Raw genomic sequence first — 25,407 nt, 5'->3', positions numbered from 1 at the left:
GACCTCGCTTTCGCCGGTCCGGCTCGTCCTCTCCCCCATTTCCATTGCCCGTAGGGCGGCCACCTAGGGTGATACGGTCTCCCGGCTAAGGGCAAACCTTGCATATTCTTCCAGCAGGACAGCGTTGTCCACCGACCCGAGATCCGCGACGGATTCCAGTGGTGCACCCTGCAAGAGCCGCTTTACGGGGACCTCCAGCTTCTTTCCAGTGCGGGTATGCGGAATTCCAGGCATGAAGACAATGTCGTCGGGCAGGTATCTAACCGACAGGTTTTCCCGAATGGATCTGGTGATGGCTTCCCGAGCGATGCTCGGGTCGGCGCCGTCGGCCAAGTGGACGAAGAGTGGCATGTAATAATCAACGCCCAGTTCCGCACCGACAACCAGGGCCTCGGCGACCTCCTGCAATGATTCAACTACGGCATAGATATCTGCCGAACCGAGCCGCAGCCCATTGCGGTTGAGGGTTGAGTCGGAGCGGCCGTGGATGAGGATGCCCTGCAGGGTGAACTCAATAAAGTCCCCATGCCGCCACACCCCTGGATATGTCGCGAAGTAGCTATCGTGATAGCGGCTGCCGTCATCACCCCAGAAGCTCAGCGGCATCGATGGCATTGCTTGGGTAACCACCAGTTCGCCCTTACCACGCGTGGGATTGCCGGCTTCATCCCAGGACTCCACACGCACCCCAAGGGCAGGCGCCTGGATATAGCCGACATGGACGGGCAGGGTGGGACATCCCCCTACGAAAATGGAGGCGATGTCAGTACCGCCACTCATCGAGTTCAACCAGACATCGCCAACATTGCCGTAAACCCAGCGATAGCCGTCAGCGGAGAGCGGTGAACCTGTGACCTGAACGGATTTCAAGGCACCGAGGTCTTGGTCTCGGATTGGCGCGAGGGAGGCCTTTGCGCAGGCGTGGATGAAACCAGCACCCACGCCCAGGACAGCAATCTGCTCTGCTGCCGCAATCTGCCATACCCGGTCCAAGGACGGGAAAGTGGGGTTTCCATCAACGAGCACCGCCGTGGCACCGACTCCGAGCGCAGAGACGAGCGAGTTCCACAACACCCAGCTCGTTGAAGCAACGTTGAGGTATCGATCCCCCGGGCGCAGGTCGGAATGTATAAGGAGCATTTTCAGCTCCTCAAGCAGTGCTCCGCCGTGACCGTGAACGATCCCCTTGGGAATCCCTGTGGTCCCCGAAGAAAACAGTACCCACAGGGGGTGGCTGAACTCGACGTCGTTGAAAACAAGTTCCGCTGGATCGGCGACGGCCTGCTCCCAATCCGTGGCCGGGACCTGGGTGGGGATACTTGGAATGGAAGTATGCCGCCCCACCCAGATGATGTGCTCGAGCGTAGGCAGCTTTGCGATGATTTCCACCAGCTCAGGACGCCGGTCCCGGTCCTTCCCGCCGAGTCGGTAGCCCGGCGCGGCAAGGATGACCTTTGGTTCGAGCTGGGCAAAGCGTGTAACGATTGCACCCGGGCCGAACTCCGGGGCACAGACCGACCAGATAGCGCCGACGGACGCACTGGCAAGCAGCCCGACGACGGCCTCGGCAACGTTGGGAAGTATTCCAACAACCCTGTCCCCCTGGTCTACGCCGCAACTACGAAGATGGGCAGCCAAGGAGGCAACGTCCCGCCTCAGCGCAGCCCATGTGACCTCCTCGCGCTTCCCATCCTCATCGATGCCGATGAGGGCGACTCCCTCGTGGCCTTGCAGCAGATGCTTTGCAAAGTTGAGCGTGCGGCCGGGGAACCAGCGCGTGTGTGGCATGGGGTCGCTGCTGCACACCGGCCCCGGAGTTCCACCTAAATCGACGCCGGCAAACTCGGCGAAAAGCTCCCAGAACTTCCCGGGCTCATCCACTGACCACTGCCACAGTTCGTCGTAGCCCGCCCCAATCCCGACGCTGTGGCCGCCCAGGAACTCGACGAATCGGCCAACGCCGGTCTCGAGCGCCCGTTCCAGATCAGGTTGCCAGATCAATTCGCCATCTGCGGCCTGCGCGTTGGTAATCATGCCCTCTCCAAATGCCGGGAGGCCTTCCTGCGCTGCTCGGCAATTTGTGCCGCGGTCAGCGGTTCGGTTCCGATCAGTACGAACAGGACCCTGGCGGTCTGCTCAGTGCGGTTGGACCAGGCGTGGCTCGTGGCACGTTGCACGGCAACATCACCGGCGCGCATGGTTGCCTCACCTTCGTCAACCAGCAGCGTGATTTCACCTTCAAGAACGACCGCATAGTCCAGTGAGTCAGTGCGGTGGAACCAGAAATGCCTGGAACCGCTGTGCTGGGCCCCGGCTTCAGCCTCCTCGTGTCCGTCGATCTCGCTGAAGATGACCGAGCCAGCCTCGTCCGGATACACCGAGTCCGGCGGAAAATCGGCGATGCGCAATATCGTCTGGCCCGGTGCAGGGAAGCTGGGGATCTCGACGTCCGCGCCGGCCGGATCCTCGTCGCTCACATGATCGATCGCCCCTGCCTCGGTCACCCAGGGGACTGTGGCACCAAATCCCGGAATCATGTCCGAGGACCAGTTGTTCGGTGCCGCTCCATCCGAGAGGATAATGGCGCGGCCATTGTCGTCGTGTCCGGTGACGATACGGCGAACTGGAGGCCGGGTCATCACGCCACCCATTCGTCGTGGGGGTAGGTGCGCGGCTCCGGCCACCAGGGCGCCTTTTGGCGTTCGGTGGAAATCGGGGTGCGAAGCGTCCCGACGCCCTCGAGTTCAAGCTCAATGACGTCGCCGGGCTGCAGGAATTTGCCGATCTCCACGCCGGCGCCGAAGCCCATGGTGCCGGACCCGATGAGGTCCCCTGGCTGCAGGCGGTCCGAGATGGAGACATAAGCCAGCAACTCCGCCGGTGTGTAGACGAAGTCCTCCACTTTGGTGTCCGAGAGGACCTCGCCGTTGACACGGACCTGCCCGCGCAGTCCCTCGATAGCATCGATTTCGTCCATCGTGGTGACCCAAGGGCCGATGCCGTAACCGAAGTCCTTGCACTTTTGCGGCCCCATGCCGATGGCCATTTCAGCACCCTGAACATCGCGTGCGCTGAAGTCGTTGAAGACGGTGATGCCGAAGAGATGGTCCATCGCCGTGTCAGGGGTCAGGTCGCTGCCGGACTTGCCCACGACGTATCCAACCTCAAGCTCCCAGTCCAGGGCATTCGTGAAGTCGGGGTAGGGCAGCTCTTGGTTGTGCCCATAGGACATGGCCGTTGTGCCCTTGAAATAGCCGGGCCGCTCGTAAATTGAGCGTGCCGGCTGGGCCTTGGCGACAATACGGTGGAAGTTTTGGATGTGCTGCTCGAAAGTCAGGCCGTCGCGTATCACCGGAGAGTCGACAGCCGCTCGCCATGACACCTCGTCGATGCCGTACGAGGCATCGTCGGCAGCGGCAAGTGAGTCGTGGGCGGCATCCAGGAATATGGCGCCTCCACCGATTCCCGCAGCCAGGCTGCCGGGCAGAACCGCGCGGGCCAGCGCCCGGGCCCGGTCAGGTTGGGCGGCTTTGCGTTGAAGCGTTAGTGCGTAGGCGCGTGCGAGATCAATGACCCGGCCTTGTTCCGGCTGGGCCGCAACCAGGCGAATCTCTTCGCCGTCGGGCGTGGGCACTGCTATCCGTCCCAGTTTCATGATTGTTCCTTAGTCTGATTATACGATACGTACAGTATCGTATCGAGCTGAAGGGATTGCAAGAGGCAAGACCCTTGGGGTTTGTAGGCGTCGCATGGCGATGATCCGTGCAGTAGTAGCCGGCACGGTGAGGATCAACGGGTCACGACCCGCGGGATGCGGGCTCCAAGGCCTTCAGCAGCGGCTCAGGGTCGCAGAGTTCCTTAAGGGAAGTCCCCTGCCCAAGCATGCCCAGGCTTTGTCGGATCCCGGTCAAAAGCTCCAGCCCGCGCTGGTCCACGGTCAGCGTCCGCGCCCGTGAGTCCCATGCGCTCGGAGCCCCGGCCTGGAAACCGCAGCGTTCAAGTAATTCGATGCCCTGCGCATCGGACATCGGAACTCCTGCCTCCACGCCGCGCGCCAAGGCCCTGAGGTAGCGTTCCAGTTCAACGGATCCGGCGACGTCGGCACGGACCACCAGCCCTTGGCCCGGCAGCTCCGGCAGCCATGCATTGATGTCCACTATTCGGGCAAATCCGGACTTCTCCGCAAGTTTGTCAAACGGCGCCCCGAGCAGCGTCGCGTCCACTTCACCGTCGAGCATTGCATCCAGGCGCTCGCGCACACCACCTACTACCCTGTAGTCAACCTCGACGCCGTCGTCCCGCAGCAGACGCTTGGCGATGAGCGCGAAACCGTTGTTGGGAGCGTCAACGGCGAACCGGCAACCAGCCAGATCCGTTATCGTCTCGAGGCCACTGCGGGCATGGATGCCCAGCGGCGTGGTCGCCTCCACCTGGGCCACCAGGCGAAGGTCGGCCCCGGCCAGGACCCACTCGAACAGGTTGTCGATTGCCGTGACAACCATGTCCTGTTCCCCTGCGAGCAGGGCTCGAAGCTGTTCGGCGCTTGAGGTGGTGCGGGTGAGCACCACATCTGATCCACGCAGGAATCCAAGATCTTCCGCCAGCAGATAGGACACCGGCGGAACAAAATGGCTCTGGCGCAGGATCCTCGGGCGCAGGGTCACAGGGCGGCTCCGCCAGCAGCAGCGACCGCGAGCGGCCGATCCACATACCAGGGGGGCAACTGTCCGCTGGGCCCGCGAACAGTCGACCGTTGGGTGCCCAATCCGCTGATTTCCGCCTCCATAACGTCGCCGTCCCTCAAGAAACGGCCCCAATGAGAACCGTTGCCAGCCGGGGAACCGGTGATGAGGACATCCCCGGGCAACAGGACGGCTACCGACGAGGCATAGGCGATCAGGCTCGGGATGTCGAAGACCAGGTCATCGGCCAGGGCATCCTGCATTGGATTGCCGTTCAGGCTCAGGCGAATCCGCAGCTTTGCCGGATCCGGGACGAACCGCTTCGGCACAAGGTAAGGGCCCGTAGGGAAGAACGTGGGCTGGTTTTTCGCGCGAAACCAATCAGTACCCATCATCGCGATGTCGTTGCGCGGTACCAACGTGCGGGCGGTGATGTCATTGACGATGGTGTATCCGGCCACGTAGTCAAAAGCGTCCTCGGCTGAGACCCTGTGGGCCTTTCGTCCGATGACCACTCCCAGCTCCAGTTCCCAGTCGACGTTGCCACCCACATCAGGAAGTTGTACGTCGTCGTAGGCTCCGCACACCGCCGAGGGTATACCCGTCCAGACATACGGATCCCCCGAGCGGCCCCGCTCATCGATTTCGGCCGCCGCGTCAGCTGCCAGTTGCGCTGGGTCCGCGCCTTCCTTGCCGAGCTTGTGGGCGACGCTCATTTGCACGACGTGCTCGCGGTAGTTTGCTCCGGCAGCGATGATGCTGCCCACCGGCTGGACCGGCGCCTGCACGTTCAGCGCTTCGAGCGGGAGGGTAGCCGCGGCGGCCACGTCGATGGACCCGAGCACATCCAGGTGTGCGTCCCAATCGGCGAAGAGATCGCCGATGCGTGAAATTCCCGGCAGCACGATGCGCAGGTCAACTACGCGGTCTCCAAAGACCGCACCGGGGAAGCTCTCCCCCGCCTTTTCGAAGGTGCCCAGCGTGAAGCCGTTCACATGCTTTCCTTCCATGAATCCTCCAATGGCCATCATCTGGTGCCGTTATACCGGCGGGGCGACATAAAGGCCCTTGTCTTTGTCGTTGAACATCTCGCGGGCGATAAATTCGTCCATGTCGCCCCCGGTTCCCCACTGGTCAGACGTCTCAGGATCGCGGGTGTCGAAGATGCTTGGATGCCACGTATCCTCGTCCACCGAGTCCAGCTCGGTGGTGTACTCCATGGTGTTCCCGTTGGGATCGTGGAAGTAGGTGAAGGTGTTGTCTCCGGCTTTGTGGCGGCCAGGGCCCCAGATCTTCTTGAATCCCGAACGCAGCAGTTTGCCGCTGCCGCGCATGTACTCGTCAATGCCGCGCAGTTCGAAGGATGCGTGCTGCAGTGAAGCGTGCGGGCCGCGGGAGATCGCTATGGAATGGTGTTGGGCATTGCAGCGCATGAAGTAGAAGAGATCCCCCATGTGCGGGTGCTTCAGGGTGTCGGAGAGGCGGAAGCCAAGCATCTGCTCGTACCAGGCGCGCATTTTCTCGGGCTCAGGCGAGTTGAGCACCACGTGGGAGAGCCGCACCGGGATCGCCTCGCGTTCCTCAATCTTGCGATGCTTGCGTACATCTACGTCTGAGGAGACCTCAATAGTGCGTCCCTCCAGGTCGAAGAACCGGAAGCCGTACCCACCTCCAAGGGTCTTGACGTCATCGGGTTCGCCGATCAGCTTTACGCCCTTGGCAATGAGATCCGAGGCGAGTTGGTCCACTGAGGCCTTGTCCGCCGCACCGAACGCGACCATGTCGAGGCGCTTTTCATCGGCCTTACGAACACGCACCGAATACTGTTCCGGTGAGCCTTCGGCGGCGAAGTACGTCACGTCGCCGTCGTTCTCCATTTCGGTGAGTCCCCAGTGGTTCTTGTAAAACTCAACCTGTTTTTGGTAATCAGGCACTGCGATGTCGAAGTGCCTGAGGTGTGTGATCGGGCTGAATGCCATGATGCGCTCCTGTGTTCCTGTCCGTGTGTGGTCTGTCGAATTTTGTTTTAGAGAGGTGCTGGCACTTCCCGGGCAAGGCCCGGGATTCTGCTGATGAGGCGCTCGAAGGCCTCAGGGGTATCGCCTAAGCCCAGGATGTAGCGGTCGGGGCGGATGACAACAGCCTGGGCGCCGGCGGCCTGAAGGATCTGGCCCACTTTTGCCGGATCAAACAGGACCACGACGTCGGCGAAATCCTCGAGTTGTTCGCGCAGTTGGGATGGGATTGCGGAATAGATTTCGCGTGTTGTTGCCACCAGGAACCGGCTTCCCACCATGTCATCCAGACGCACTCCGTCGCTGAGGATCGGTTGAATGGCCAGCCTGCCGGCACGTTCATCGACGCCACCTTCGTGCAGGCCCGGGCCCAGTGCGGGGGCTACCGGGGCGGAGGCAGCAGGGTTGGCGCGAATGAAGGCGTCACGCTGCTTGGCGATCGCGGCGTCGGTTGTTTGCATGAAACCCGCCGCTCTTGTTGCCTGCTCCACCCAGAACCGTGCATGCGGCATGCGTTCACTCTCATAGGTGTCGAGCAGGCTTTCATTGGCCGTGCCCCGCTTGACAGCGCCAAGCTTCCAGACGAGGTTGGCCACATCACGCATTCCTGCGCAAAGTCCCTGCCCAAAAAGTGGAGGTGCCTGGTGGGCTGCATCTCCTGCCAGGAATATGTTGCCGGCCCGCCACTGCTGCGCGATGCGGCCGCGGAAGGTATAGGTGGCGAGACGGTCTGCCATAAACTTCCCAGCCGGCAGGACGCCGTGGCTGATTCTTTCAACACCCGCGGAGGTTGCAATTTCTTCGGGGTCATCCCCCGGCATCAACATGAACTCCATGCGAACACGCTTGCCGGGCAGGCGGATCCACAGGGAGGGCCGGGTGTGATGGCCCAGGAAGATCATGTCGGAAGACAACCCAGGGCCTTCTTCCAAAATGCCGTCTGCGACCAGCCACTGCGCATCTTCACCCAGCTTTTCACACTCAATCCCCAACGCCTGGCGGATTGATGAACGGGCCCCATCCGCAGCAATAGCCCAGCGGGCATGGATGAGTGATTCCGTGCCGTCAGCGTCCCGCACCGCCACCGCGACACCGGCTCCCTGGTTGCGCACTAAGATCACGTTGGCGCCTTGTCGGAACTCAACACCGGGAAGTTCTTCCACCACGCCCCGTAGCAGAACTTCGATGTCCGGTTGGTGAAAAGTGAGGTCATCATGCCAGCCCTGAGTGCCGAATTGGCCAGTGGGCACGGACACGAGGACTTCCCGTTCCTCATTCTCAATGTGGAAGGAGGACATCGGCAAAGTTGCTTCGGCAAAGCGCTCTGCTACCCCCAGCGATTGGAGGGTACGGAAGGTTTCACCATCAAAATGAACGGCGCGGGCGGTTGGCCAAACCTGGGTATCCCGCTCCACGCCGACGGCGGTCAGACCCGCGCGCCCCAACAAGGCCAAGGCAGTGACTCCAACGGGCCCTCCTCCGATCACTACGACGTCGACGTTGACGTTAGTCATCTCGCTCCTTCAAGTTCAGTACGTATCGTTTCGAATAAAAAGTAACATGCATCACGCAGGGGCACAAGGGTGCACGGAAGCGTCTAAAAGGGGGCCTGCCGGTTTAGGCCTTCCAGACTGTCTTGAGGTTGCAGAACTCCCTGATGCCATCCGCAGCCAGTTCACGACCAAAGCCGGAGCGCTTGATTCCGCCGAAGGGAAGCTCCTGATACGAAACCGTCATTCCGTTGATAAAGACCGCCCCCGCGTCGAGATTCGCCAGGAACCATTCCTCCTCCTGAACATCGGCGGTCCAGACTGAACTCGAAAGCCCAAAGGCAGTCTGGTTCGCAATCCGCAAGGCATCCTCACGATCACGGGCACGATAAAGCGAGGCGACGGGGCCGAAGGCCTCTTCCTGGATGATCCGCATCTCTTCAGTAAGTCCGGCGAGCACCGTCGGGGTGTAGAAGAATCCCGGACCTTCCGGGACTGTCCCGCCGGTCAGCACCTGGGCGCCCAAAGCGCGTGCGTCCTCGACGAGTTCAGCCAGCTCGTCGCGTCCGGACGAGGTGGCCAACGGTCCCACCTGGGTTGCGGGGTCCAGCGGGTCCCCCACGGAAAGCTCCGACATCAGCTTCACGAATTCGGCGGCGAATGCGTCGTAGACCTCGGTGTGCACAATGAAGCGCTTGCCCGCAATGCATGACTGGCCATTGTTGCTGATACGTGCTCGGACGGCGGTCGCTGCTGCCTCGGCGACATCGGCCGAAGGCATGACAATGAAGGGGTCCGAGCCGCCGAGCTCCAGCACGGATTTCTTCACGTGGTCGGCGGCGATGGAAGCCACCGAACGTCCTGCCGGCTCGGATCCGGTCAGCGTGACGGCCTTGACTCGCTCATCGGCCAGAACGGAGGCGACCGCAGAGCCGCCAATCAGCAGGGTGCGGAAAGAGCCAATCGGGAAACCCGCCCGCTCAAAGAGCGTGTCCAGAAAGAGCGCGGCCTGCGGCACGTTTGATGCGTGTTTGAGCAGGCCCGAGTTGCCTGCCATGAGCGCCGGGGCCGCAAAACGAATGACTTGCCACAACGGATAGTTCCAAGGCATGACCGCCAGGACGGTCCCCAACGGTTCGTAGCGGGTCCACGCCCTGCTGGCCCCCACCGATGACGGGTTGTCCAAGGGAGCGTCAGCAAGGAATTCCTCGGCCCGCGCGGCATAAAAGCGCATGGCCTTAACGCACTTGTGCACTTCGGCGATGGATTGCGCAATTGGCTTACCCATCTCAACGGTGATCAGCTCACCCAGGCCCTCCGCCTGATCCTCGAGAATTTCCGCTGCGGCGAGCATCCACCGCGCGCGCTGGGCAAAGGTTGTCCCCCGCAGCACTTGCGCTGCTTTGGCCGATTCTGCAATGCGCTCCTGGACTTCCTCCGCGGTGTGCGGCTCAATGATCAATTCGGTTAAACCGGTGGCGGGGTTGACGGTTGCAATTGCCATGGGCAGGTCCTCTTCCAGAGACGTGTTCTTCGTCACGACTATAGGATACGATGCGTATCGGACACAATCTTCGATCCTTCTCCTGATTCATCCACCCACGCAGCAGCCACTTCGGCTGCACGACACAAAGGAGTGCCCGTGAGCACCGACGGTGAGCTACCGACGAACCTTCCACTCTTTCTTACCGACGCCGATGTGGCCAGCATTTCGGACTGGCCTGCGGCGATCCAGGCAATCCGCGCCGCTTATAAGAATCCCGCCGACGACGCCGGCACGCCTGGACGCATATTCGCCCAGACGCCACGGGAATGGCTGCGGGTCATGCCCTCGGTCCCACCAAGCGGGCAACTGTTCGGCGCGAAATCCATCGCAGGGTCATTCGCGGATGGACTCCGCGTCAGCTACTTGATTTCCCTCTTCGATAAAGACACCGCGGATCTTGTGGCGCTGGTGGACGGAAACCGTGTGACCGGCCTGCGCACCGCCGCAACCACAGCAGTGGGCGCCTCCGGCATTGTCCCGCCACGGCCGCTGAGCGTCGGGGTGATCGGCTCCGGCTTTGAAGCACGTTCCCATCTGACCGCGTTTTCGCATGTCCTTGAATTCGCGGACGTTCGCGTGTTCAGCCCAACGGCCGCCAATCGCGAGGCCTTTGCCGCCGAGTTCGACGGCGCCTTTGGCGCCCCCGTCCGCGCTGTCGGTTCCGCCCGCGAGGCTGCGGAAGGGGCTGATCTGATTTTGTGCGCGGCCCGCTCACGGGACGAGTCCCCCACCCTGCAGGCCGAATGGGTCGGCCCCGACTCCGCGGTAGTCTCGATCGGTTCCACGACCCCAGCCCAACGGGAACTGCCTGCGGAGCTGATCGCAAGGGCCACAACAGTAGTGGTGGACACCCGTGACGAGGTTGTTCACGGCAGCGGGGACATGATCGCGGCCCGGGCGAACGGCGTCGACGTCGATTCGCTCGTCGTCACGCTCAATGCGGTCCTCAGCGGGGAAACTGCCATCAATGTGGAGCGCGGGATTCGGATATATAAGTCAACGGGTTCCGGATTGCAGGACATCGTGGTGGCCGAAATGCTCGTGGATCGCGCCCGTGCCGAGGGCGTTGGCACGGTCCTGCCGGTCGGCATCGTCACCAGCCGCAAATAGGCCCCAGACCAGAACCAACTGAAAAAACAAGGAGTACATCATGGTGGACTACACCAAATCCGAGGCGCGTTCCTGGGCCCGGGAAAACTTTGTCGGCACTGTCGCCGTCACGCACCCATCCTTCACGCCGGATTTCTCCGGCATCAACGAAAATGCAATCCGGCACGACATCCTCCTGCTCAAGGAACGCGGCTACAAGGGTTCCCTGCTGATCGCCGAAGCCAACATAACTCCGGAGGAGAATGCCCGGATGACCGAGGTGGCCCGGGAGGCCGCCGGGGAAGACTTCGGCCTCTTTTTCCACGCCATTTTCGGGACATTGGAAGAAAACATCCACGCCGCGAACCTGGCGACCAAGGCCGGCGCCGACCGTGCCCTGCTGGCCTATCCTTCCTCGTTCTGGCCCACTTCGTACGACGAGGTTTTCGACTACACCAAGCGTTTTACCGACGAAACCGACCTTGCCACCATGTTGTTCCCGCTGCCGGCTTGGGGGTTCGAGAGGATTCACCCCGCGGGCATGAGCGTTGATTTCGTGCGCCGCGTCCTTGATGCCATGCCCAGCATTGTTGCCATCAAGGCCGAACAGGGATACCCGGGCATTCCAGGTGTCATGGAGATGTACCATCACTTCCGCGATGAAGTAGTGATCTCCTGCCCCATTGAGGCCGAGTTGATCCCCCTCATGTCGGTCCTGGACGTTCAATTCTCCGGTACCGCGAACACTAACTGGATGGGTGACTACTACCCCAAGGCCTTTGAGCTGGCGCGCACGGGCAAGTGGGAGGAGGCCATGGAACGGTACTGGGAGGTGCAGCCCGCCCGGGCCGCGAATATTGCGGTGTCGTCCACTTCCACTCCGGGAACGAGCTCCATCAACCGCACCCAGTGGAAATACCAGGAATGGCTCTCCGGATTTAATGGGGGCGCGCTGCGTCCTCCGGCAGTCAGGCTGCCCGACCGCTTCATGAAGCAGCTACGCGCCAGCCTGCAAGCTTCGGGGCTTCCCGTCACGGACTCGCCTGACTCCGAGTTTCTCCGCGGACGCGTCAGCGCATAAAGTGTGCCGGCCGTGAGCTGGCATGGAAAGCCCCTTGAATCGCCGAATTTGTTTTTTGCCCGGTGATCCAAGGGGCTTCCTTGTGCGTGAATGGACCACCGCATGGCCCCGACGCCGTGCACGACAATTAGTCCGTCGCGCGAAGCGCCCTGCCTGTTCCGCGGTAGATGGCAACAGTCCGCTCCCCCGCCCGCACCATGACATCGACGATCATCCGGCGGCCCTCGTGAAATGTCACTTCAGCGCAGGCAACAAGCTCCTCGGAGATGCGGGCCGGGGAAACATAGGAGATCGAAGCCTCGGCGGTCGCGATTCCGGCCCCGAACGTGTTTGCGGCCATGGCGAATGCCGTGTCTGCCAAAGCGAAGACCAAGCCGCCGTGGGCAATCCCATGCCCGTTGGCCATCTGTGGCGTAACGGTCAGGACTGCAGTGGCCCGCCCTTCACTTGCACTCAGCACCTGAATACCCAGGCCTTCCAAGGAGCGGTCTGCGGCGAGCATTGAGCGGGCCGGGTCTGCAATAAGTGCTATCGGTTTCATGAGAGCCTCTCCAGCACCATGGCCATGCCCTGGCCGCCGCCCACGCACAGGGTGGCCAGGCCGAGGGATCCGTCAGTGGTTTGCAGACCATTGATGAGTGTTCCAACCAACCTCACACCCGTTGCACCGAAGGGGTGGCCCAGGGCGATTGCGCCGCCAAAGGGGTTGACGCGCTCCGGATCCGCCCCAAGCTTGCGGACTACTGGGACCACTTGGGCGGCGAAGGCCTCATTCAGTTCGACGACGTCAATGTCACCGATCGACAGCCCCAAACGATCAAGCAGACGACTGGACGCAGCAACCGGTCCCAGTCCCATGATCTCTGGTGAAAGGCCGCTGGCGGCGCTGCCCAGAATCCGGGCCAACGGCCGCAATCCAAGTTCGCCAGCTCGGCGGGCGCTCATTACCACCAAGGCGGACGCGCCGTCGTTCAGCGGGCTGGCGTTGCCCGCGGTCACGGTTCCGGACTCGTGGAACACAGGCTTCAGACCTGAAAGGGCTTCCATGGTGGTTTCCGGTCGCGGGCCGTCATCGGCGCTTACCACCATGCCGGAAGCCGTGGTCACTGAGACAATCTCTCTCGCAAAGTACCCGGACAGGACAGCCCGTTCCGACCGGCGTTGAGACTCAAGAGCCCATTCGTCCTGGTCACGGCGCGAGGTTCCGGTCAGACGGGCTACGAACTCGGCAGTCTTGCCCATGGAAAGATACACATCGGGCAGCTCGCCACGATCCCGGGGGTCGACCCACGGCTGACCAGCTTCGAAGCTGGCATCGGCCCGCCGCGCTGCCTCGGCAAAGGCCGGGTGGGGGTTATCAGTCACTGGAGGAACTGCGCTGGTCGATTCGACACCCGCAACCAGGAAGGCATCGCCGTCGCCCGCGCGCACGGCCTGTGCTGCCATTGCCGTAGCCTGCAACGAGGAGGCGCAGAAACGGTTTACTGTGACCGCCGGGACAGTGTCCATTCCTGCAAGCACCATGATTCGACGTCCGATGTTGTCGCCCTGTGCGCCCTGCGGGACAGCGCACCCCACGTAGGCATCCGCGAACTCGTCAGAGCCCAGCTGTGGAACGGCAGCGAGTGCTCCCCGAATGGCTGCGAGGGCCAGATCCTCGGGACGTTCGGCGGCCAATGAACCCTTACGGGCCCGGCCAATCGGTGTTCGACGGTAGGCGACCACCACAGCATCACGTGGCTCCAAGGCAGTCTTCACGATCATGCTTTCCTTTCATTGGGGACCGCCCGGCACGCCGCTGGTCCCTTGGCGCGAGAAGGACGGGATTGAGAACACAGGGTTGCTAAGCCCAGGGGCCCGCCCTTGCATCTCAACCCAACTTATACGAACCGTATCGTATTGCACAAGGCCTGCAGGAACGGCCAGAAATGCTTCTGGAATTCCGCCATCGCCATCTCGTCCTGTTGGCATTCACCGATGAGCTGGGCGACAAGGCGGCCCTCGTTGCCGGAAGAGACCTCCGCCAAGGAGGCCATGAGCTCAAGAAGCGCGTCCACTGGAAGCTATCTGCGAGTTCGGCCTCCGTCGATCAACAGTCGCGCCTTATTGATGGCGGACGTTTGTGACCATGCGCGGATTAGTCAGCTATCGTCCTTCTGCTCCTTGAACCTTCGAAGGGGAGTGAAAGAGTAGCGGTATTCAGCCGGCGCTTGCCCGAAGGCCGATTTGAAGGCGCGGGAGAAGCTGGAGGCGTCCGCAAAGCCCCACTGCATTCCTACGGCGGATACCGGCCTGCCGCTCAATTGCGGGTTCTCAAGGTCCAGACGGCATTTTTCAAGGCGTTTGCGCCGGATCCAGGAGCTCACCGTTTCGCCGTGCTCTTCGAAGAGCTTTTGCAAGTAGCGGACGGAGATATGGTGTGCGGCTGCCACTTGAACGACCGTTAATTCCGCATCTCCCAAATGAGAGGAGATGTATGCCTGGATACGGGCCAGCAGAACTAATCGCGCTGAGTTCTGCGGCGAACCCGGATCAATCCTTTCGGCAAATACTGCTGAGACAAGGCTGAGCAGTGCATCGGAGACGCTTGCGGTTCCGGGCATCTTACCGTCGTGCAGCTGCTGCCCCAACGCGCTCAGGAGTGTGGACATCAGTAAGCCAAGGCCATGCCTCCCGGAGACACGGGAGGCCGTCAGGGAAGCGATGTGACGGCGGCTCAGCTGCATCGAGTCCGGCGGAAACATGACCACGAGCATCCGGAAAGCATCGTCAAAGTACAGGTCGTAGGGTCTGCTGGTGTCGTAAATCGCGAAGTCCCCGGGCGTCAGGGCAGCCTCGCGACCGTCCTGGGCAACCACCGAGTAGCCTCGCACTTGCAGGCCCAGCTTTATCAGACCCGGATCATTTGCAGCAATTTCACGTGAAGTCCGCTGGACCTGACTCGCGCTTCCGGAAACTTCGCTTACATGCATTGCACCCACACTTTGGCCGACCAGGGAGCCGCTGAAGCAACCCGGTTCAGTGGTTGTGACAGTCAAGGGCACAAAGGCAGCATTCACCGCTTCCTTCCAAGCCTCGAAACGTTCCCCGCTGTCCAAGAGGGAAGCGTTAAAGACTTGCAGCGGCCCTGGGAGCGCAACTTCGGTCACGGACATCCTCCTCTACAACAACCCGTTCCAGTCTGGCACACGAGCGCGATTTAGCGTGATCCGCATCACGATCCTGCGCATCGTGCAAAGCCCCGTGCGCCTGAGGCCAAAGCCTTCCCGAGGCAAGGACGGCAAAGTTCTGAATACATCGCCATCCATCATCACGCCTACGTTCAAGGAGGAACTCATGGCTAATAACACCATTGCCAGTGACTACATCATCATCGGGGCAGGCTCGTCGGGTAGTGTAATTGCCCGGCGTTTGCTCGACGCCGGCTACAGCGTCCACGTCCTGGAAGCCGGTTCCGCGGATACGGATCCAAACATCCATAGCCCCCAAGGGTGGCCAGCGCTGCTCACAGGCGCCAATGACTGGGCCGTGATGACCACGCCACAAAAGCACGCCAACAACCGGGTTCTTTACTGGCCAAGGGGCAAGGTTCTGGGCGGCAGCAGCTCCCTCAACGGTATGATCTACATCCGCGGCCACCGCAACGACTACGATGTCTGGGCAGCGAACGGGGCCGCGGGTTGGTCCTGGGATGAAGTACTCCCGCTCTTTAAGCGCTCAGAGGACCATGCGGACGGAGCCAACGAGTTCCACGGTGAGGGCGGTCCGCTCCACGTCGAACGCATCATCAACCGTCATCCAACCGCTCAAGCCTTTGTGGATGCCGCAAAGGCGCTTGGCCACGCGGAAACGGAGGATTTCAACGGAAGCCGCATGACCGGCGTCGGCTTTAATCACACCACCACCCGTGCCGGGAAACGGGCCAGCGCTTGGCAGAGCTTCATGGCGCCCCTGCTGGACCATCCCGGACTGACCGTCACCACTGGTGCACTTGTCACGCGGATTGTGGTGGCGAGCGGGCGGGCGATCGCCGTCGAGTACCAGTCAGCCGATGGCGCGCACCGTGCAGCCGCCAACTCCGAAGTAGTGCTCTCCGCAGGGGCCATCGGGTCTCCTCAGATTTTGCTCCTCTCCGGAATTGGACCCAAGAATGAGCTACAGCGACTTGGCATAGCTTCCGTCGCGGACCTTCCCGGCGTCGGCGAAAACCTGCATGACCACCTCTTGGCAGGCAACATCTATGAAGCCAGCCAGCCACTAGCGGCGGGAAAGCACAACCTGCTCGAGAGCCAGTTGTACGCTCACAGCAAGCAAACCGACGAGGAAGCGCCGGATCTTCAGCCCTTGTTCCTTCATCTGCCATACCCCACAGACGGTGGAGCTGCCCCGGCGCACGGCTACACCATTGCACCAGGCATCGTCCGCCCCCGCTCCCGCGGATCACTCCGGCTCGCGTCAGCCGACCCCACAGTGGCGCCGGTGGTGGACCCCAACATTCTGGCAGACGAGTATGACGTTGAGGCGCTCGTTGATGCGGTCGAAATCTGTCGGGAAATCGGCCAGCAGGACGCCTTCGCCCCATTCCGGAAGTCCGAGTTCAGCCCATCGGGCGTCGCCAACAGGGACACCCTCCGGGAGTTTGTGCGCCAAGTGGCCGGGACCTATCATCACCAGGTTGGAACATGCAAGATGGGCATCGATGACCTCTCTGTAGTAGACCCAGAGCTCCGAGTGCACGGGATTGCAGGCCTGAGGGTGGCGGACGCCTCCATCATTCCGTCCGTTCCCAGCGGCAACACTAACGCCCCAGCCATCATGATTGGTGAGAAAGCGGCCGATTTGATCCTGTCGGCCGCCACCCATAATTCCGCGAGCGATGAAACCATCCTTGCGGCAACTGCAAACTGATTGGCCCGTGGGCGACTGACCAGCCCGTGGTCAGTCGCCCATGGCTACGCCCTGCCGGCCACGGGCATCCCCACATCCCAACGTTTGTCACACAGCAAGGAACAATCAGTGAAACGATCAACGCTGAAACTGGACGGAGCCGATATAGCCGTTCGCGAATCAGGCAACGGTCCCACCATGATTCTTGTCCATGGCACGGGCGCCGATGGCAGCACCTGGGATGGGGTGTTGCCATCCCTCGCTAAAGACCACAGGGTCCTTGACTACGACCGGCGCGGATACGGAAGTTCCGTGCATCCCGCCGTGGTCGATTATCGGGTCCACAGTCACGACCTTGAGGCTCTCATCGAACAACGGGCCGCCGGCCCTGCCTGCCTGGTGGGTTGGAGTTCCGGAGGCACAGTCTGCTTGGACCTGGCCGGTCGGCGGCCCGACTTGATTTCCCATGTGGTTGTTATGGAAGCGCCTGTCCACGGCATCAGGAATGGCTCCATGGAGCTATTCAGAATCGCTGCCCGAGTTCGATGGCTCCAAAGCCGCGGACGCGGGGAAGAAGCTGTGACACTGTTTCTTCAGTTCGCTTCCAAAACCGTCGACGGCGGCAACGGTTTCGACCGTGCACCTGCCGAATCGCGCGCTTCCCTGTTGGCTAACACAGAAACAATCCTGGCAGAACTGGGTGCAAGCAGATTCGGCCCGCTCGGAGAATATGTGGACTACAAGGCGCTCGCCAAATCAGGGTTGCCTATCACATGGCTCGTTGGTGGCGAGAGCGGCAGGTGGTACAACCGCATCGCACAGGATGCATCCCGCCAAATCCCGTCAGTGCGTGTTGAGAAAGTACCGCTGACCTCACACCTCATGCATCACGAGCGTCCCGAAGCATTTGTTCGCGCCGTGCTTGGTGCCGTTGAGTAGATGTAGGACGAGGGCTGCAACCAGTTGCAACATAGGAGCCAGCCGAGGGCCAACCAGCCAGGCCCTGATCATCTCCGCAATGGTTCACTCGCCACGTCCCTGGGCTGGGCAACGGCAATATCCTGGATCCTTCCCCGGGTCATACCGCGCAGACGGCCTCGCCCATATCCCTATGAGCGAAGCCGTCCTGTGGAACGCATGCCTGAAGTAAAGAGTTAGGACACCTGTGCCGGGATTTGGTCGTACGGCACGGATTTGACGGCTTCCATCACCGATTGCAGCGGTTCGGGACTGCGCCCGGTGATCAGCTGAACGTGTCCTGAGAGAACGGTCTGATACCCCTCGGCAATGGCGACTTCAGCAGTAACCAACTCATCACTTGCCCACATGTGGCCGTCGGCACTCGGCGGCATGGAGGGGTCGTAAGTCCTTGGGATACCGATTGAATCGAAGAAGGCGAGCCGCTCATCATCGGAAATCGGCTGATAATCAATTGGCGCGCCGTGTACCTTCGAACCAATGCGCGCAATGTCTTCAAAAGTCAGCAGTTCAGGTCCGGTGATCTCATAGACAGCACCGGCATGCCTTTCTGCAGCAAGCAATACAGCGGCTGCGCTGCGGGCGACATCGGCTTTGGCGGCCGGCGCCAGCCGTCCATGACCCGTTGCCTGTGCCATCACTCCGCTGGCTACCGCAGGAGCAACAAGAATGTTACTGATGATCTCCGCGTACAGCGCGTTGCGGAGGAAGGTGTAGGCCAAGCCCGAATTCCGGAGATCCAATTCGCTCTGATAGTGGTCCCTGGCTGAAAGAGCCGGGTTGTTAGGGTGAATGCCGCCCACGGACGTGTACACAATGTGCCGGACACCGGCATGCTGTGCCGCGGCAATCGCGTTCCTCGTCTCGGAAACCCGACGGCCCAGATTGAGTCCGCTGATGAGGAACAGAACTTCGCCGCCGATGTAGGCCTCGTTGAGGGATTCAGGTTCCTGGTAATCGCCACGCATCACGCGGATGCCCGGATTCTTGTGTTTGTACAGCTTTTCCGGCGTACGTGATACCAGCGTTAGTTCTATGTCCGGGTTAGCCGCCAGAAGCAGTTCTGTGACTCTGCGCCCAAGATCCCCCGACGCCCCACTGATGATGATACGGCCCACTTCAGGCCTCCTTTTTGTAGTTTCTTGCTCCCGGCCTCTTTGGCGGGAACGGTGGTGCAAGTGATCCGGCGTCAGCCGAGGGGACCCCAGAAGGTTTCGCCGCCGTACGTATCGGACATGGGAGACAGCGCCTCGGGCCAAACCTCGGGATCGATAACGCGTCGTTGTGCTGGTGTCCGCACGGTCCCGTCCCATCCCACCTGTTCCATGTAGTAGTACAACTCCATGACGTGGCCGTCGGGATCGACTGCGTGAAGCGTGTAGTCGACACCGGGGTGGATCTCCTGTGGCAGGTCCAGGAGCTTGACACCTCGCTCTTCGAGGTGGCTTCGCGCTGCTCTCAACTGTTCATACGAGCCGAGTTGGATGCCGAAGGAGAGCAACGTGGTGTGTTCGCTGACTCCCAGGTTTTTCCGGAGTTCCATCGGGAAGAGTCCCAGGCTGTGGTGTTCCGTGTTTGCCCTCAGGAAGACGGCGCGGTGACCATGGACCACCGTTTCCTCGCTCTTCACCAGGCCAAGCCGCTGCGTGTAGAACTCCTCTGCACCGGCGACGTCCTCAACGAAGATGCTGACAGGTCCGATGCGAACGGGTTTGAACGGGCGGGAAAGGAGCACACCGCCTACATCGAACGTCTTCGGCAACTCGTCCACCCACCGGTAACCGCTGGTGAGATCCACACCATCCGCCTCGGCGGCAGCCAGCTCGCTGCCCTCCGACGTCGTGGGAAGCGAAGGGTGCTCGTTCGCCCATGGCCACAAGACTTCGGGTTTGCTCCGGCCATCCCAACCGACCTGTTCGATGCCATATTCCAGTTCGTTCGTGTGCCCTGTGGGATCGGGGAAGTAAGTGTGCCAATTGGATCCGGGGTCCCGGCCATAGCGTTCGATCCTGTTACCCAAGGACTCAAGCCATAGCCGTGCCTGGACCACCTCGCGAAGGCTTCCAACTTGCCACGTGATCTGGTTGATGGTCAGGTCACCCCTGGCCGGGGAATCCATGTGGTCCACCCAGGCCTTCGGCATCAGGACGAAGGTGTGGTGATCGCTGTTGTGGCGAAGGAAATAGATATGTTTGTCGGCGAGGCCATCAAGCCATACCCCCGGGTCATACTTTTCCAGGTCAAGGGCATCGGCCACCTGGAATCCGAGGAGATCCCGGTAGAAGGCCAGCGACGCGCCTGTATCTTCGACGCTGATGCCAAAATGGTTGAGCCGGCGGATTTTGAAGGGGCGGTCGTAGAGAACACCGCCCACGTTGTGCTGCTGTTCGCTCATGGTCATCTTTCTTTATGTGTGCCAAGGGGAGCAATGGCTGAAGACTTCACGCTGATCTGAAATCTCACGTGGCGGGGCTGATAACTTCGTTCCGGATGGTGCCGATGAGACTCGAGGACACCTCGACGACGTCGCCGGGCTTCACGAACAGCGTGTCCGGATGAGATCCATCAGTTTGTTGCCGGCTGGAATCGACGGCGGTTCCCTTTGGCGTTCCACTGCTGATGAGATCGCCCGGATACAGGGTGGTGTCAGCTGAGAGGTGTTGGATGAAGGCGGAGAAATCGTGCACCATTGATTTGGTGTTGCCGCTTTGCCGGACCTCCCCGTTGACACGGCACTCAATGGGAATGTCCTGCGGGTCAATGCCTTCATTGACAACGATCCAGGGCCCAATGGTTGCCGACGTATCGAAGTTCTTGGAGTGCATGAAGTCCGGCCCGAAGGACACGTTGTCGCGGATCGACCAGTCGTTATGCAATGTGTATCCCCAGATATAGGGAAGAGCATCGTCGCGGCCGATATCGCGACCTTGTTTCCCGACGATAATCGCCACCTCGGCCTCGTAATCCAAGCGACGGGTCCTTGCGGGGTAACGCACCGGCTGGGCGTCAGCTCCTACTGCCCGGTGGTCCTTCAGGAAGTATTTGGGTCCACCCTGGACCAGCCGGTCAAGGACTTCAGCTGTGTCATTCCCTGCACTGTTCTTGCTGGCGGCTTCCATGTGATCGAAGAAGTTGGCCAAAGCGCAAAAGATCCGGGAACCTTGGGCCACCGGGGCATGAAGTTCAGTCTCACCGAGGCTAAAGAAGAGCGGCTCCCCCGCGAGCCCACGATCATCCTGGGCATTGGCCCATAAGTACTCGACGGCGGCTAGGGCACCTTCCAGGGCCCCGTCCCCCTCTGCGATAAACGCCCCGAGTTCCGAAGGGACGTCAGCGTCGGCTTGTGCCTGGGGGCGCGTCAGCTCTGACGTTTCGGACAGGAACTTTGCGTAGGCTCCATTGGCGTCGACGATCTTATCATCCTTGATGACACCCACGCGACGATGAGGGCCAAAGACAGCTATTTTCATGTGTTCTCCTGGTATTTTCACGAATTCGGACTGGCTGCGGTTGGTAGATGGATCCGGGCCTACCGCGCAGGGTCTATTCCGACGTCGTCGAAGAGGCGCGCGTCGGATGGGGTGAGGCTATAGATGGTCAGACTGTGGATCTTCCCATCGCGAATGGTGAAGAAGTCTCCGAGTTTGAGGCTGGCTCCGTTGGCATACAGGTCTATCTCGACGGCTACGTGCTCTCCGTGCACCACCGGCGGATGCGGGCTTGGCGTCATCGCTCCGGGCGCCAGTCCGTTTTGGTACATCCGTCTGATGGCATCAGCCCCTTTGAGGATCCCCGCAGCATTGATCAACTGCGCATCAGGGGCAAACAGGTCGGCCACTGCATCCGCATCGCCCGCTTTCACGCCGTCGAAATAGGCGGCGACAATCTCAGCTGAATTACTCATGCCGTTCGATCTCCTTCCATTGCAACCCGTTGAAGGTTGCATGGCGTTGTTACTGGGCTATTGGGGTCAGACGCTGAGATACCTGGTAGAGGCATAGATTGACTTGTATTCCAGATATGCGTTGATACCCTCAGGCCCGAGTTCCCTGCCGACACCGGAATCCTTGAATCCGCCGAACGGCGCCCCCAGGTCCAAGGTGTAGTAATTGAGTCCAATGGTTCCGGTCCTTACCCGCCGCGCAACGGACAAGGCCCTGTCTTCGTCGGCGCTCCACACCGATCCTCCAAGACCGTAGTTGCTGTCGTTTGCCATCCGAACGGCGTCGTCGTCATCATCAAAAGGAATCAGTGCCATGACGGGACCAAAGACTTCCTCACGTGCGAGGCGATCATTATTATCGACGTCGGCGAAGACTGTGGGCTGAACGAACCACCCGCTATCAAGGCCATCAGGGCGGCTGCCTCCTGTCACCAACCGGGCGTTGGAGGCTTTTGCCATATCGATGTACTCCATCACCCGTTCCAGGTGCTCATGCGTGGCCATTGGCCCCATGGTCACTGTTGGATCGAGCGGGTTCCCCAACCTGTACGAGTCGGCGAAGCTCCCGATCGCGTCAACGACTTCGTTGTACCGGGATCGAGCGATGAGAATTCGTGATTGGGTGGTGCAGGTTTGGCTGTTGTTCAGGAAGGAGGCATTGTCCAGGCCAGCCAGCAGGGTGTTGACGTCGCCGTCTTCGAGGAAGACAGCTGCGGATTTGCCGCCAAGTTCAAGCGTGCAACGGCGGATCAAACGCCCGCACTCGGCGCCGATAATTCTGCCCGCTGCGGTTGAACCCGTAAATGCGATTTTGTCCACCAGAGGGTGCGAGACGAGCGCTGCGCCTGCCTCCCGATCACCCAGGACGATGTTTAATACGCCATCAGGCAGACCGGCGGCCTTTGCAGCATCGGCAAAGACATAAGAATCCAGTGCTGTTTCCGGCGAGGGCTTGAGCACCACCGTGCAGCCGGCCGCAAGGGCTGGCGCAATCTTGAACATGGCCAACGCCTGTGGAAAGTTCCATGGCGCGATCGCACCCACTACTCCGACGGGCTCTCGGCGGACAATGGTGGAGCCAGCCTGGCTGGCGCGCACCTCTTCCAAGGCGAGGTTCTCGATGACGTCCGCATAGATATTCAGGAGGACGGATGGCGCCCCGCCGTTCAACATCTGCGACAACCCGATTGGCATCCCATTCTCGCGGGAGACCAGCTCGGATGTGTAGGTGGATCGGAGGTCGAGCTCACGGGCAAATCGTCGCATCACCTCAGCGCGTTCCTGGGGAGACGTTTTACCCCAAGGCCCATCGTCCAGGGCTCGCCGGGCTGCCCTGACCGCGGCGTCTATGTCTGCTTCCGAACCCATAGCGGCTATGCCGATGACCTCTCCGGTTGCTGCCTCCACCTGGTTTCGGGTCCGACCTCCTGTGGGCTTGGCCCAAAGGCCGTCGATAAAGAAATGCTTGCGGTCCAGATCGTTTGGCTTCTCAACGATGAGAGACATGCGTTCTCCTTGCTAAAAGTTGGTGGGACGAAGGGCTGCCCAAAATTGGCTGGGTGGTCCTTCCGGCGGCGTTCTTCGCCACTAATCCGAGAGGTTGAGGAAGCTGCCTTGAAGGAAGATCAAGGGTGGGTTGGTGGCTCGCAGTTCCAGGGACTCGACCCGCCCGACGACTTGGTAGTGGTCTCCAATGAGATCGATTTTGTAACGGGTGCATTCAAGCGTGACTATGGCATCGTTCAGCAGTGGCACCCCACGCTCGGAGGGCGTCCAGTCCACTTCGTTGAAGCGGTCTTCCGAACGGCGGGCAAACGCCTTGCAGAGCTCGGTCTGGTCCTGGCCGAGGATATTGACGCCAAAGTGGCTGGCCTCATAGAGCCGAAGCCATGTTTTGGACGACTTGTCTACAAAAAACGCCACCAGGGGTGGTTCCAGTGACACCGATGTGAAGGAGCCCACAGTCATGCCGACAGGCCCGGACCTTAAGCCGGCTGTTACTACCGCGACGCTCGTGGGGACGTGCCCGAGAACGTGCCGGTAGGTTCGTGCGGGGTCTTCAGCGGGCGCTTCGGGGATCGTGGGAATGGACATGTTGACCTTGCCTTAGAGGTTGATGGTGGGTTCCAGGCCCATCAGGACCCGGCCGTAGGCTTCTTTACCGATTTCAGGTGTCACAAAGGCATGCCGTGCGGCAATTTCGGAATCGCGCCAGATCTGGTTAAGGACGTTGGCTTCGGCAAAGGACCCTGCACCGTTGGCGGTCATCAGCGCATCGATGGCCTGCCCGATCAATTCGGCGATAACTCCAGTGTCGTTGCGGATGCGGGCCCTTGTGGGAAGGTCCAATTTCTCACCGGCGTCGGCCGCTGTGTCAATGTCCAGGCACATCCTGTTAAGCAGGAGCTCAGAGATATGCAGATTTGAAGCTGCCTTCGCAACAGCCAACTGATGGGTGGGGGAATCTTTGGCGTTGCTGTACATGGTGTAGGCCACCGGTTTGCCGGGCAGCTTGGCCAAGGTGATTTCCAGTGCGTGCCGCGCCAGGCCGATCTGCGGGGCAATGAGGATAGCGGCTGCCACGGCGTTGAAGGCCACATTTGCCATGCGCTCGTCCTTGTACGGGGACAGGAAATTCGAGGTGAGCATGTTGCTGAGTCGCTGCACCCGGTGCTCCGGCACGAAGTGGTCTTCCACCACGATCGTGTCACTGCCTGTGCCCTTCATACCCGCGACAAACCAGGTCGGCTCGATGGTCCACGCTTCGGCGGGGATGAGGGCCAGCGCCATCGGGTCATCGCCATCAAGCAACACACCAAGCGTCGCCCAGTCCGCAGCAAAGGAACCGGAGGAATATGGCCACCGGCCACTGATCAGATAGCCACCGTCAACGCGTTCACTCTTGCTTCCCGGGCTGAACGTGCCAGCCACCTTCGCCAAGGGATTGCTTCCAAAGACCTCTTCCTGGGCTTGCTCCGAAAAAGTCGAGGCGAAACCTGTTCCCACCATCATGAGCGTGGTGACCCACCCCGTGGAACCATCACCGCGGGATATTTCCTTCGTCACTTCCACGGCTGTGCGCAATGAAGCACCCATGCCCCCGTATCGCTTCGGAACCAACATCCGGAAAAGTCCGGCGCCTTCCAGTGCCGATACCACTTCCGGGGCAACGCGGCGGGCTTCGGAACCCTGCGCTGCGAACTCCCGGACCAACGGCACCAAATTGGCAGCGCGGGCCACCAATTCAGCATCCGGAACGTTGATATCTGACAATTCGGTGATTGACGTCGCTGTCATGGCGCCTCTTTCATTGCTGGGTAATTGTGGTAAACCGTGGAATAACACGGGCGAATTCCCGCCGCGCATTTTGTCCTAAGGATTGAGGAAATAACCCTCAGATATCGAGATAGCGTTTCTTACTGCTGTATCCTGTGGGGAACACAGGTAGGAATTCGCGGGCGTGTCTGTCAACACAGTCCGGCCAGAAATTGTCCGCCGCCCACGGATTGGAAACGGCGTCAGCACGACTGCCGTCTTTGGAGAAACCGGAAAGTACAGTGGCTGGATCAGTGCTTGGACTTGATCCATTGCCGCCGTTCCGGCAGGTGCTTGGATTTGCTGCTCTGCGCCTCATCGCGCTTGCCTTCCGATTGCTCCAAAGAGTCGTTCTGACTGCATTCAGTGTGCGCCGCTACG

23 protein-coding genes are annotated in these 25,407 nt (G+C 60.8%); 5 read left to right on the top strand and 18 right to left on the bottom strand.

The features are described from left to right. Positions 1-63 precede the first annotated feature (63 nt). The 8 genes from AC1DCM_RS07155 to AC1DCM_RS07120 all read right to left on the bottom strand — a co-directional run bounded on the left by AC1DCM_RS07155 (position 64) and on the right by AC1DCM_RS07120 (position 9,691). A complete protein-coding gene (locus AC1DCM_RS07155) occupies positions 64-2,034 on the bottom strand; it encodes an acetoacetate--CoA ligase (protein ID WP_477517773.1) in 1,971 nt (656 codons plus the stop codon). Then, entirely contained in the window at positions 2,031-2,639 is a 609-nt protein-coding gene (locus AC1DCM_RS07150; protein ID WP_477517772.1) for a cupin domain-containing protein, read from the bottom strand. Before AC1DCM_RS07150 ends, AC1DCM_RS07155 begins: the two co-directional genes overlap by 4 nt. Further along, the gene (locus AC1DCM_RS07145) at positions 2,639-3,655 is read right to left on the bottom strand and encodes a fumarylacetoacetate hydrolase family protein (RefSeq protein WP_477517771.1); all 1,017 of its coding nucleotides are present in this window, start codon (positions 3,653-3,655) and stop codon (positions 2,639-2,641) included. Before AC1DCM_RS07145 ends, AC1DCM_RS07150 begins: the two co-directional genes overlap by 1 nt. 142 nt (positions 3,656-3,797) lie before the next feature. After that, complete coding sequence (locus AC1DCM_RS07140) at positions 3,798-4,664, bottom strand: ABC transporter substrate-binding protein (RefSeq protein ID WP_477517770.1); 867 nt, start codon at positions 4,662-4,664, stop codon at positions 3,798-3,800. Next, positions 4,661-5,692, bottom strand: a complete 1,032-nt coding sequence (locus tag AC1DCM_RS07135) for a fumarylacetoacetate hydrolase family protein (protein WP_477517769.1) — start codon at positions 5,690-5,692, stop codon at positions 4,661-4,663. Before AC1DCM_RS07135 ends, AC1DCM_RS07140 begins: the two co-directional genes overlap by 4 nt. 30 nt (positions 5,693-5,722) lie before the next feature. Continuing rightward, a complete protein-coding gene (locus tag AC1DCM_RS07130; RefSeq protein WP_477517768.1) occupies positions 5,723-6,661 on the bottom strand; it encodes a VOC family protein in 939 nt (312 codons plus the stop codon). 47 nt (positions 6,662-6,708) lie between these two features. Further along, positions 6,709-8,211, bottom strand: a complete 1,503-nt coding sequence (locus AC1DCM_RS07125) for a bifunctional 3-(3-hydroxy-phenyl)propionate/3-hydroxycinnamic acid hydroxylase (RefSeq protein WP_477517767.1) — start codon at positions 8,209-8,211, stop codon at positions 6,709-6,711. A 103-nt stretch (positions 8,212-8,314) separates the two neighbouring features. After that, on the bottom strand, positions 8,315-9,691 hold the full coding sequence (locus AC1DCM_RS07120; RefSeq protein WP_477517766.1) for an aldehyde dehydrogenase family protein: 1,377 nt from the start codon (positions 9,689-9,691) through the stop codon (positions 8,315-8,317). A gap of 138 nt (positions 9,692-9,829) precedes the next feature. Here AC1DCM_RS07120 and AC1DCM_RS07115 point away from each other — a divergent pair, with 138 nt between their 5' ends. Then, positions 9,830-10,843, top strand: coding sequence for an ornithine cyclodeaminase family protein (locus AC1DCM_RS07115; RefSeq protein WP_477517765.1), 1,014 nt, complete (start codon positions 9,830-9,832; stop codon positions 10,841-10,843). Positions 10,844-10,883: 40 nt separating this feature from the next. Next, positions 10,884-11,903, top strand: coding sequence for a dihydrodipicolinate synthase family protein (locus tag AC1DCM_RS07110; RefSeq protein WP_477517764.1), 1,020 nt, complete (start codon positions 10,884-10,886; stop codon positions 11,901-11,903). A gap of 127 nt (positions 11,904-12,030) precedes the next feature. On the opposite strand, the gene AC1DCM_RS07105 is transcribed toward AC1DCM_RS07110, so the two are convergent. After that, positions 12,031-12,444, bottom strand: a complete 414-nt coding sequence (locus tag AC1DCM_RS07105) for a hotdog fold thioesterase (protein ID WP_477517763.1) — start codon at positions 12,442-12,444, stop codon at positions 12,031-12,033. Next, on the bottom strand, positions 12,441-13,667 hold the full coding sequence (locus AC1DCM_RS07100; protein WP_477517762.1) for an acetyl-CoA C-acyltransferase: 1,227 nt from the start codon (positions 13,665-13,667) through the stop codon (positions 12,441-12,443). The genes AC1DCM_RS07105 and AC1DCM_RS07100 overlap by 4 nt, the downstream gene beginning before the upstream one ends. A 164-nt stretch (positions 13,668-13,831) precedes the next feature. Between AC1DCM_RS07100 and AC1DCM_RS07095 the strand changes: the two genes are divergently transcribed. After that, complete coding sequence (locus tag AC1DCM_RS07095; RefSeq protein ID WP_477517761.1) at positions 13,832-14,029, top strand: hypothetical protein; 198 nt, start codon at positions 13,832-13,834, stop codon at positions 14,027-14,029. 15 nt (positions 14,030-14,044) lie between these two features. On the opposite strand, the gene AC1DCM_RS07090 is transcribed toward AC1DCM_RS07095, so the two are convergent. Further along, positions 14,045-15,052: an AraC-like ligand-binding domain-containing protein gene (locus tag AC1DCM_RS07090; RefSeq protein ID WP_477517760.1), complete on the bottom strand. Its 1,008-nt coding sequence runs from the start codon at positions 15,050-15,052 to the stop codon at positions 14,045-14,047. 187 nt (positions 15,053-15,239) lie between these two features. On the opposite strand from AC1DCM_RS07090, the gene AC1DCM_RS07085 reads away from it, so the two are divergent. After that, positions 15,240-16,811: a GMC family oxidoreductase gene (locus AC1DCM_RS07085; protein ID WP_477517759.1), complete on the top strand. Its 1,572-nt coding sequence runs from the start codon at positions 15,240-15,242 to the stop codon at positions 16,809-16,811. Between the two features lie 108 nt (positions 16,812-16,919). Further along, positions 16,920-17,729, top strand: coding sequence for an alpha/beta fold hydrolase (locus AC1DCM_RS07080; RefSeq protein ID WP_442015765.1), 810 nt, complete (start codon positions 16,920-16,922; stop codon positions 17,727-17,729). Between the two features lie 215 nt (positions 17,730-17,944). Here the strand turns inward: AC1DCM_RS07080 and AC1DCM_RS07075 are convergent, their stop codons facing one another. The 7 genes from AC1DCM_RS07075 to AC1DCM_RS07045 form a co-directional block, all read right to left on the bottom strand. Next, positions 17,945-18,886, bottom strand: a complete 942-nt coding sequence (locus AC1DCM_RS07075; RefSeq protein ID WP_442015766.1) for an NAD(P)H-binding protein — start codon at positions 18,884-18,886, stop codon at positions 17,945-17,947. 71 nt (positions 18,887-18,957) lie between these two features. Beyond that, positions 18,958-20,163: a VOC family protein gene (locus AC1DCM_RS07070; protein WP_477517758.1), complete on the bottom strand. Its 1,206-nt coding sequence runs from the start codon at positions 20,161-20,163 to the stop codon at positions 18,958-18,960. Positions 20,164-20,227: 64 nt separating this feature from the next. Beyond that, complete coding sequence (locus AC1DCM_RS07065) at positions 20,228-21,238, bottom strand: fumarylacetoacetate hydrolase family protein (RefSeq protein WP_477517757.1); 1,011 nt, start codon at positions 21,236-21,238, stop codon at positions 20,228-20,230. Between the two features lie 59 nt (positions 21,239-21,297). Then, positions 21,298-21,672, bottom strand: coding sequence for a nuclear transport factor 2 family protein (locus tag AC1DCM_RS07060; protein WP_442015769.1), 375 nt, complete (start codon positions 21,670-21,672; stop codon positions 21,298-21,300). Between the two features lie 66 nt (positions 21,673-21,738). After that, positions 21,739-23,217, bottom strand: a complete 1,479-nt coding sequence (locus tag AC1DCM_RS07055; RefSeq protein ID WP_442015770.1) for an aldehyde dehydrogenase — start codon at positions 23,215-23,217, stop codon at positions 21,739-21,741. Between the two features lie 81 nt (positions 23,218-23,298). Then, positions 23,299-23,805 carry a flavin reductase family protein gene (locus tag AC1DCM_RS07050; RefSeq protein WP_442015771.1) on the bottom strand — a complete coding sequence of 169 codons (507 nt, stop codon included), beginning with the start codon at positions 23,803-23,805 and terminating at the stop codon, positions 23,299-23,301. A 12-nt stretch (positions 23,806-23,817) separates the two neighbouring features. Continuing rightward, positions 23,818-25,008, bottom strand: a complete 1,191-nt coding sequence (locus tag AC1DCM_RS07045; protein WP_442015772.1) for an acyl-CoA dehydrogenase family protein — start codon at positions 25,006-25,008, stop codon at positions 23,818-23,820. Positions 25,009-25,407 lie beyond the last annotated feature (399 nt).

It is taken from the genome of Paenarthrobacter sp. 10N417 (genome assembly GCF_056394745.1).
This window is presented reverse-complemented; position numbering and strand designations above follow the sequence as displayed.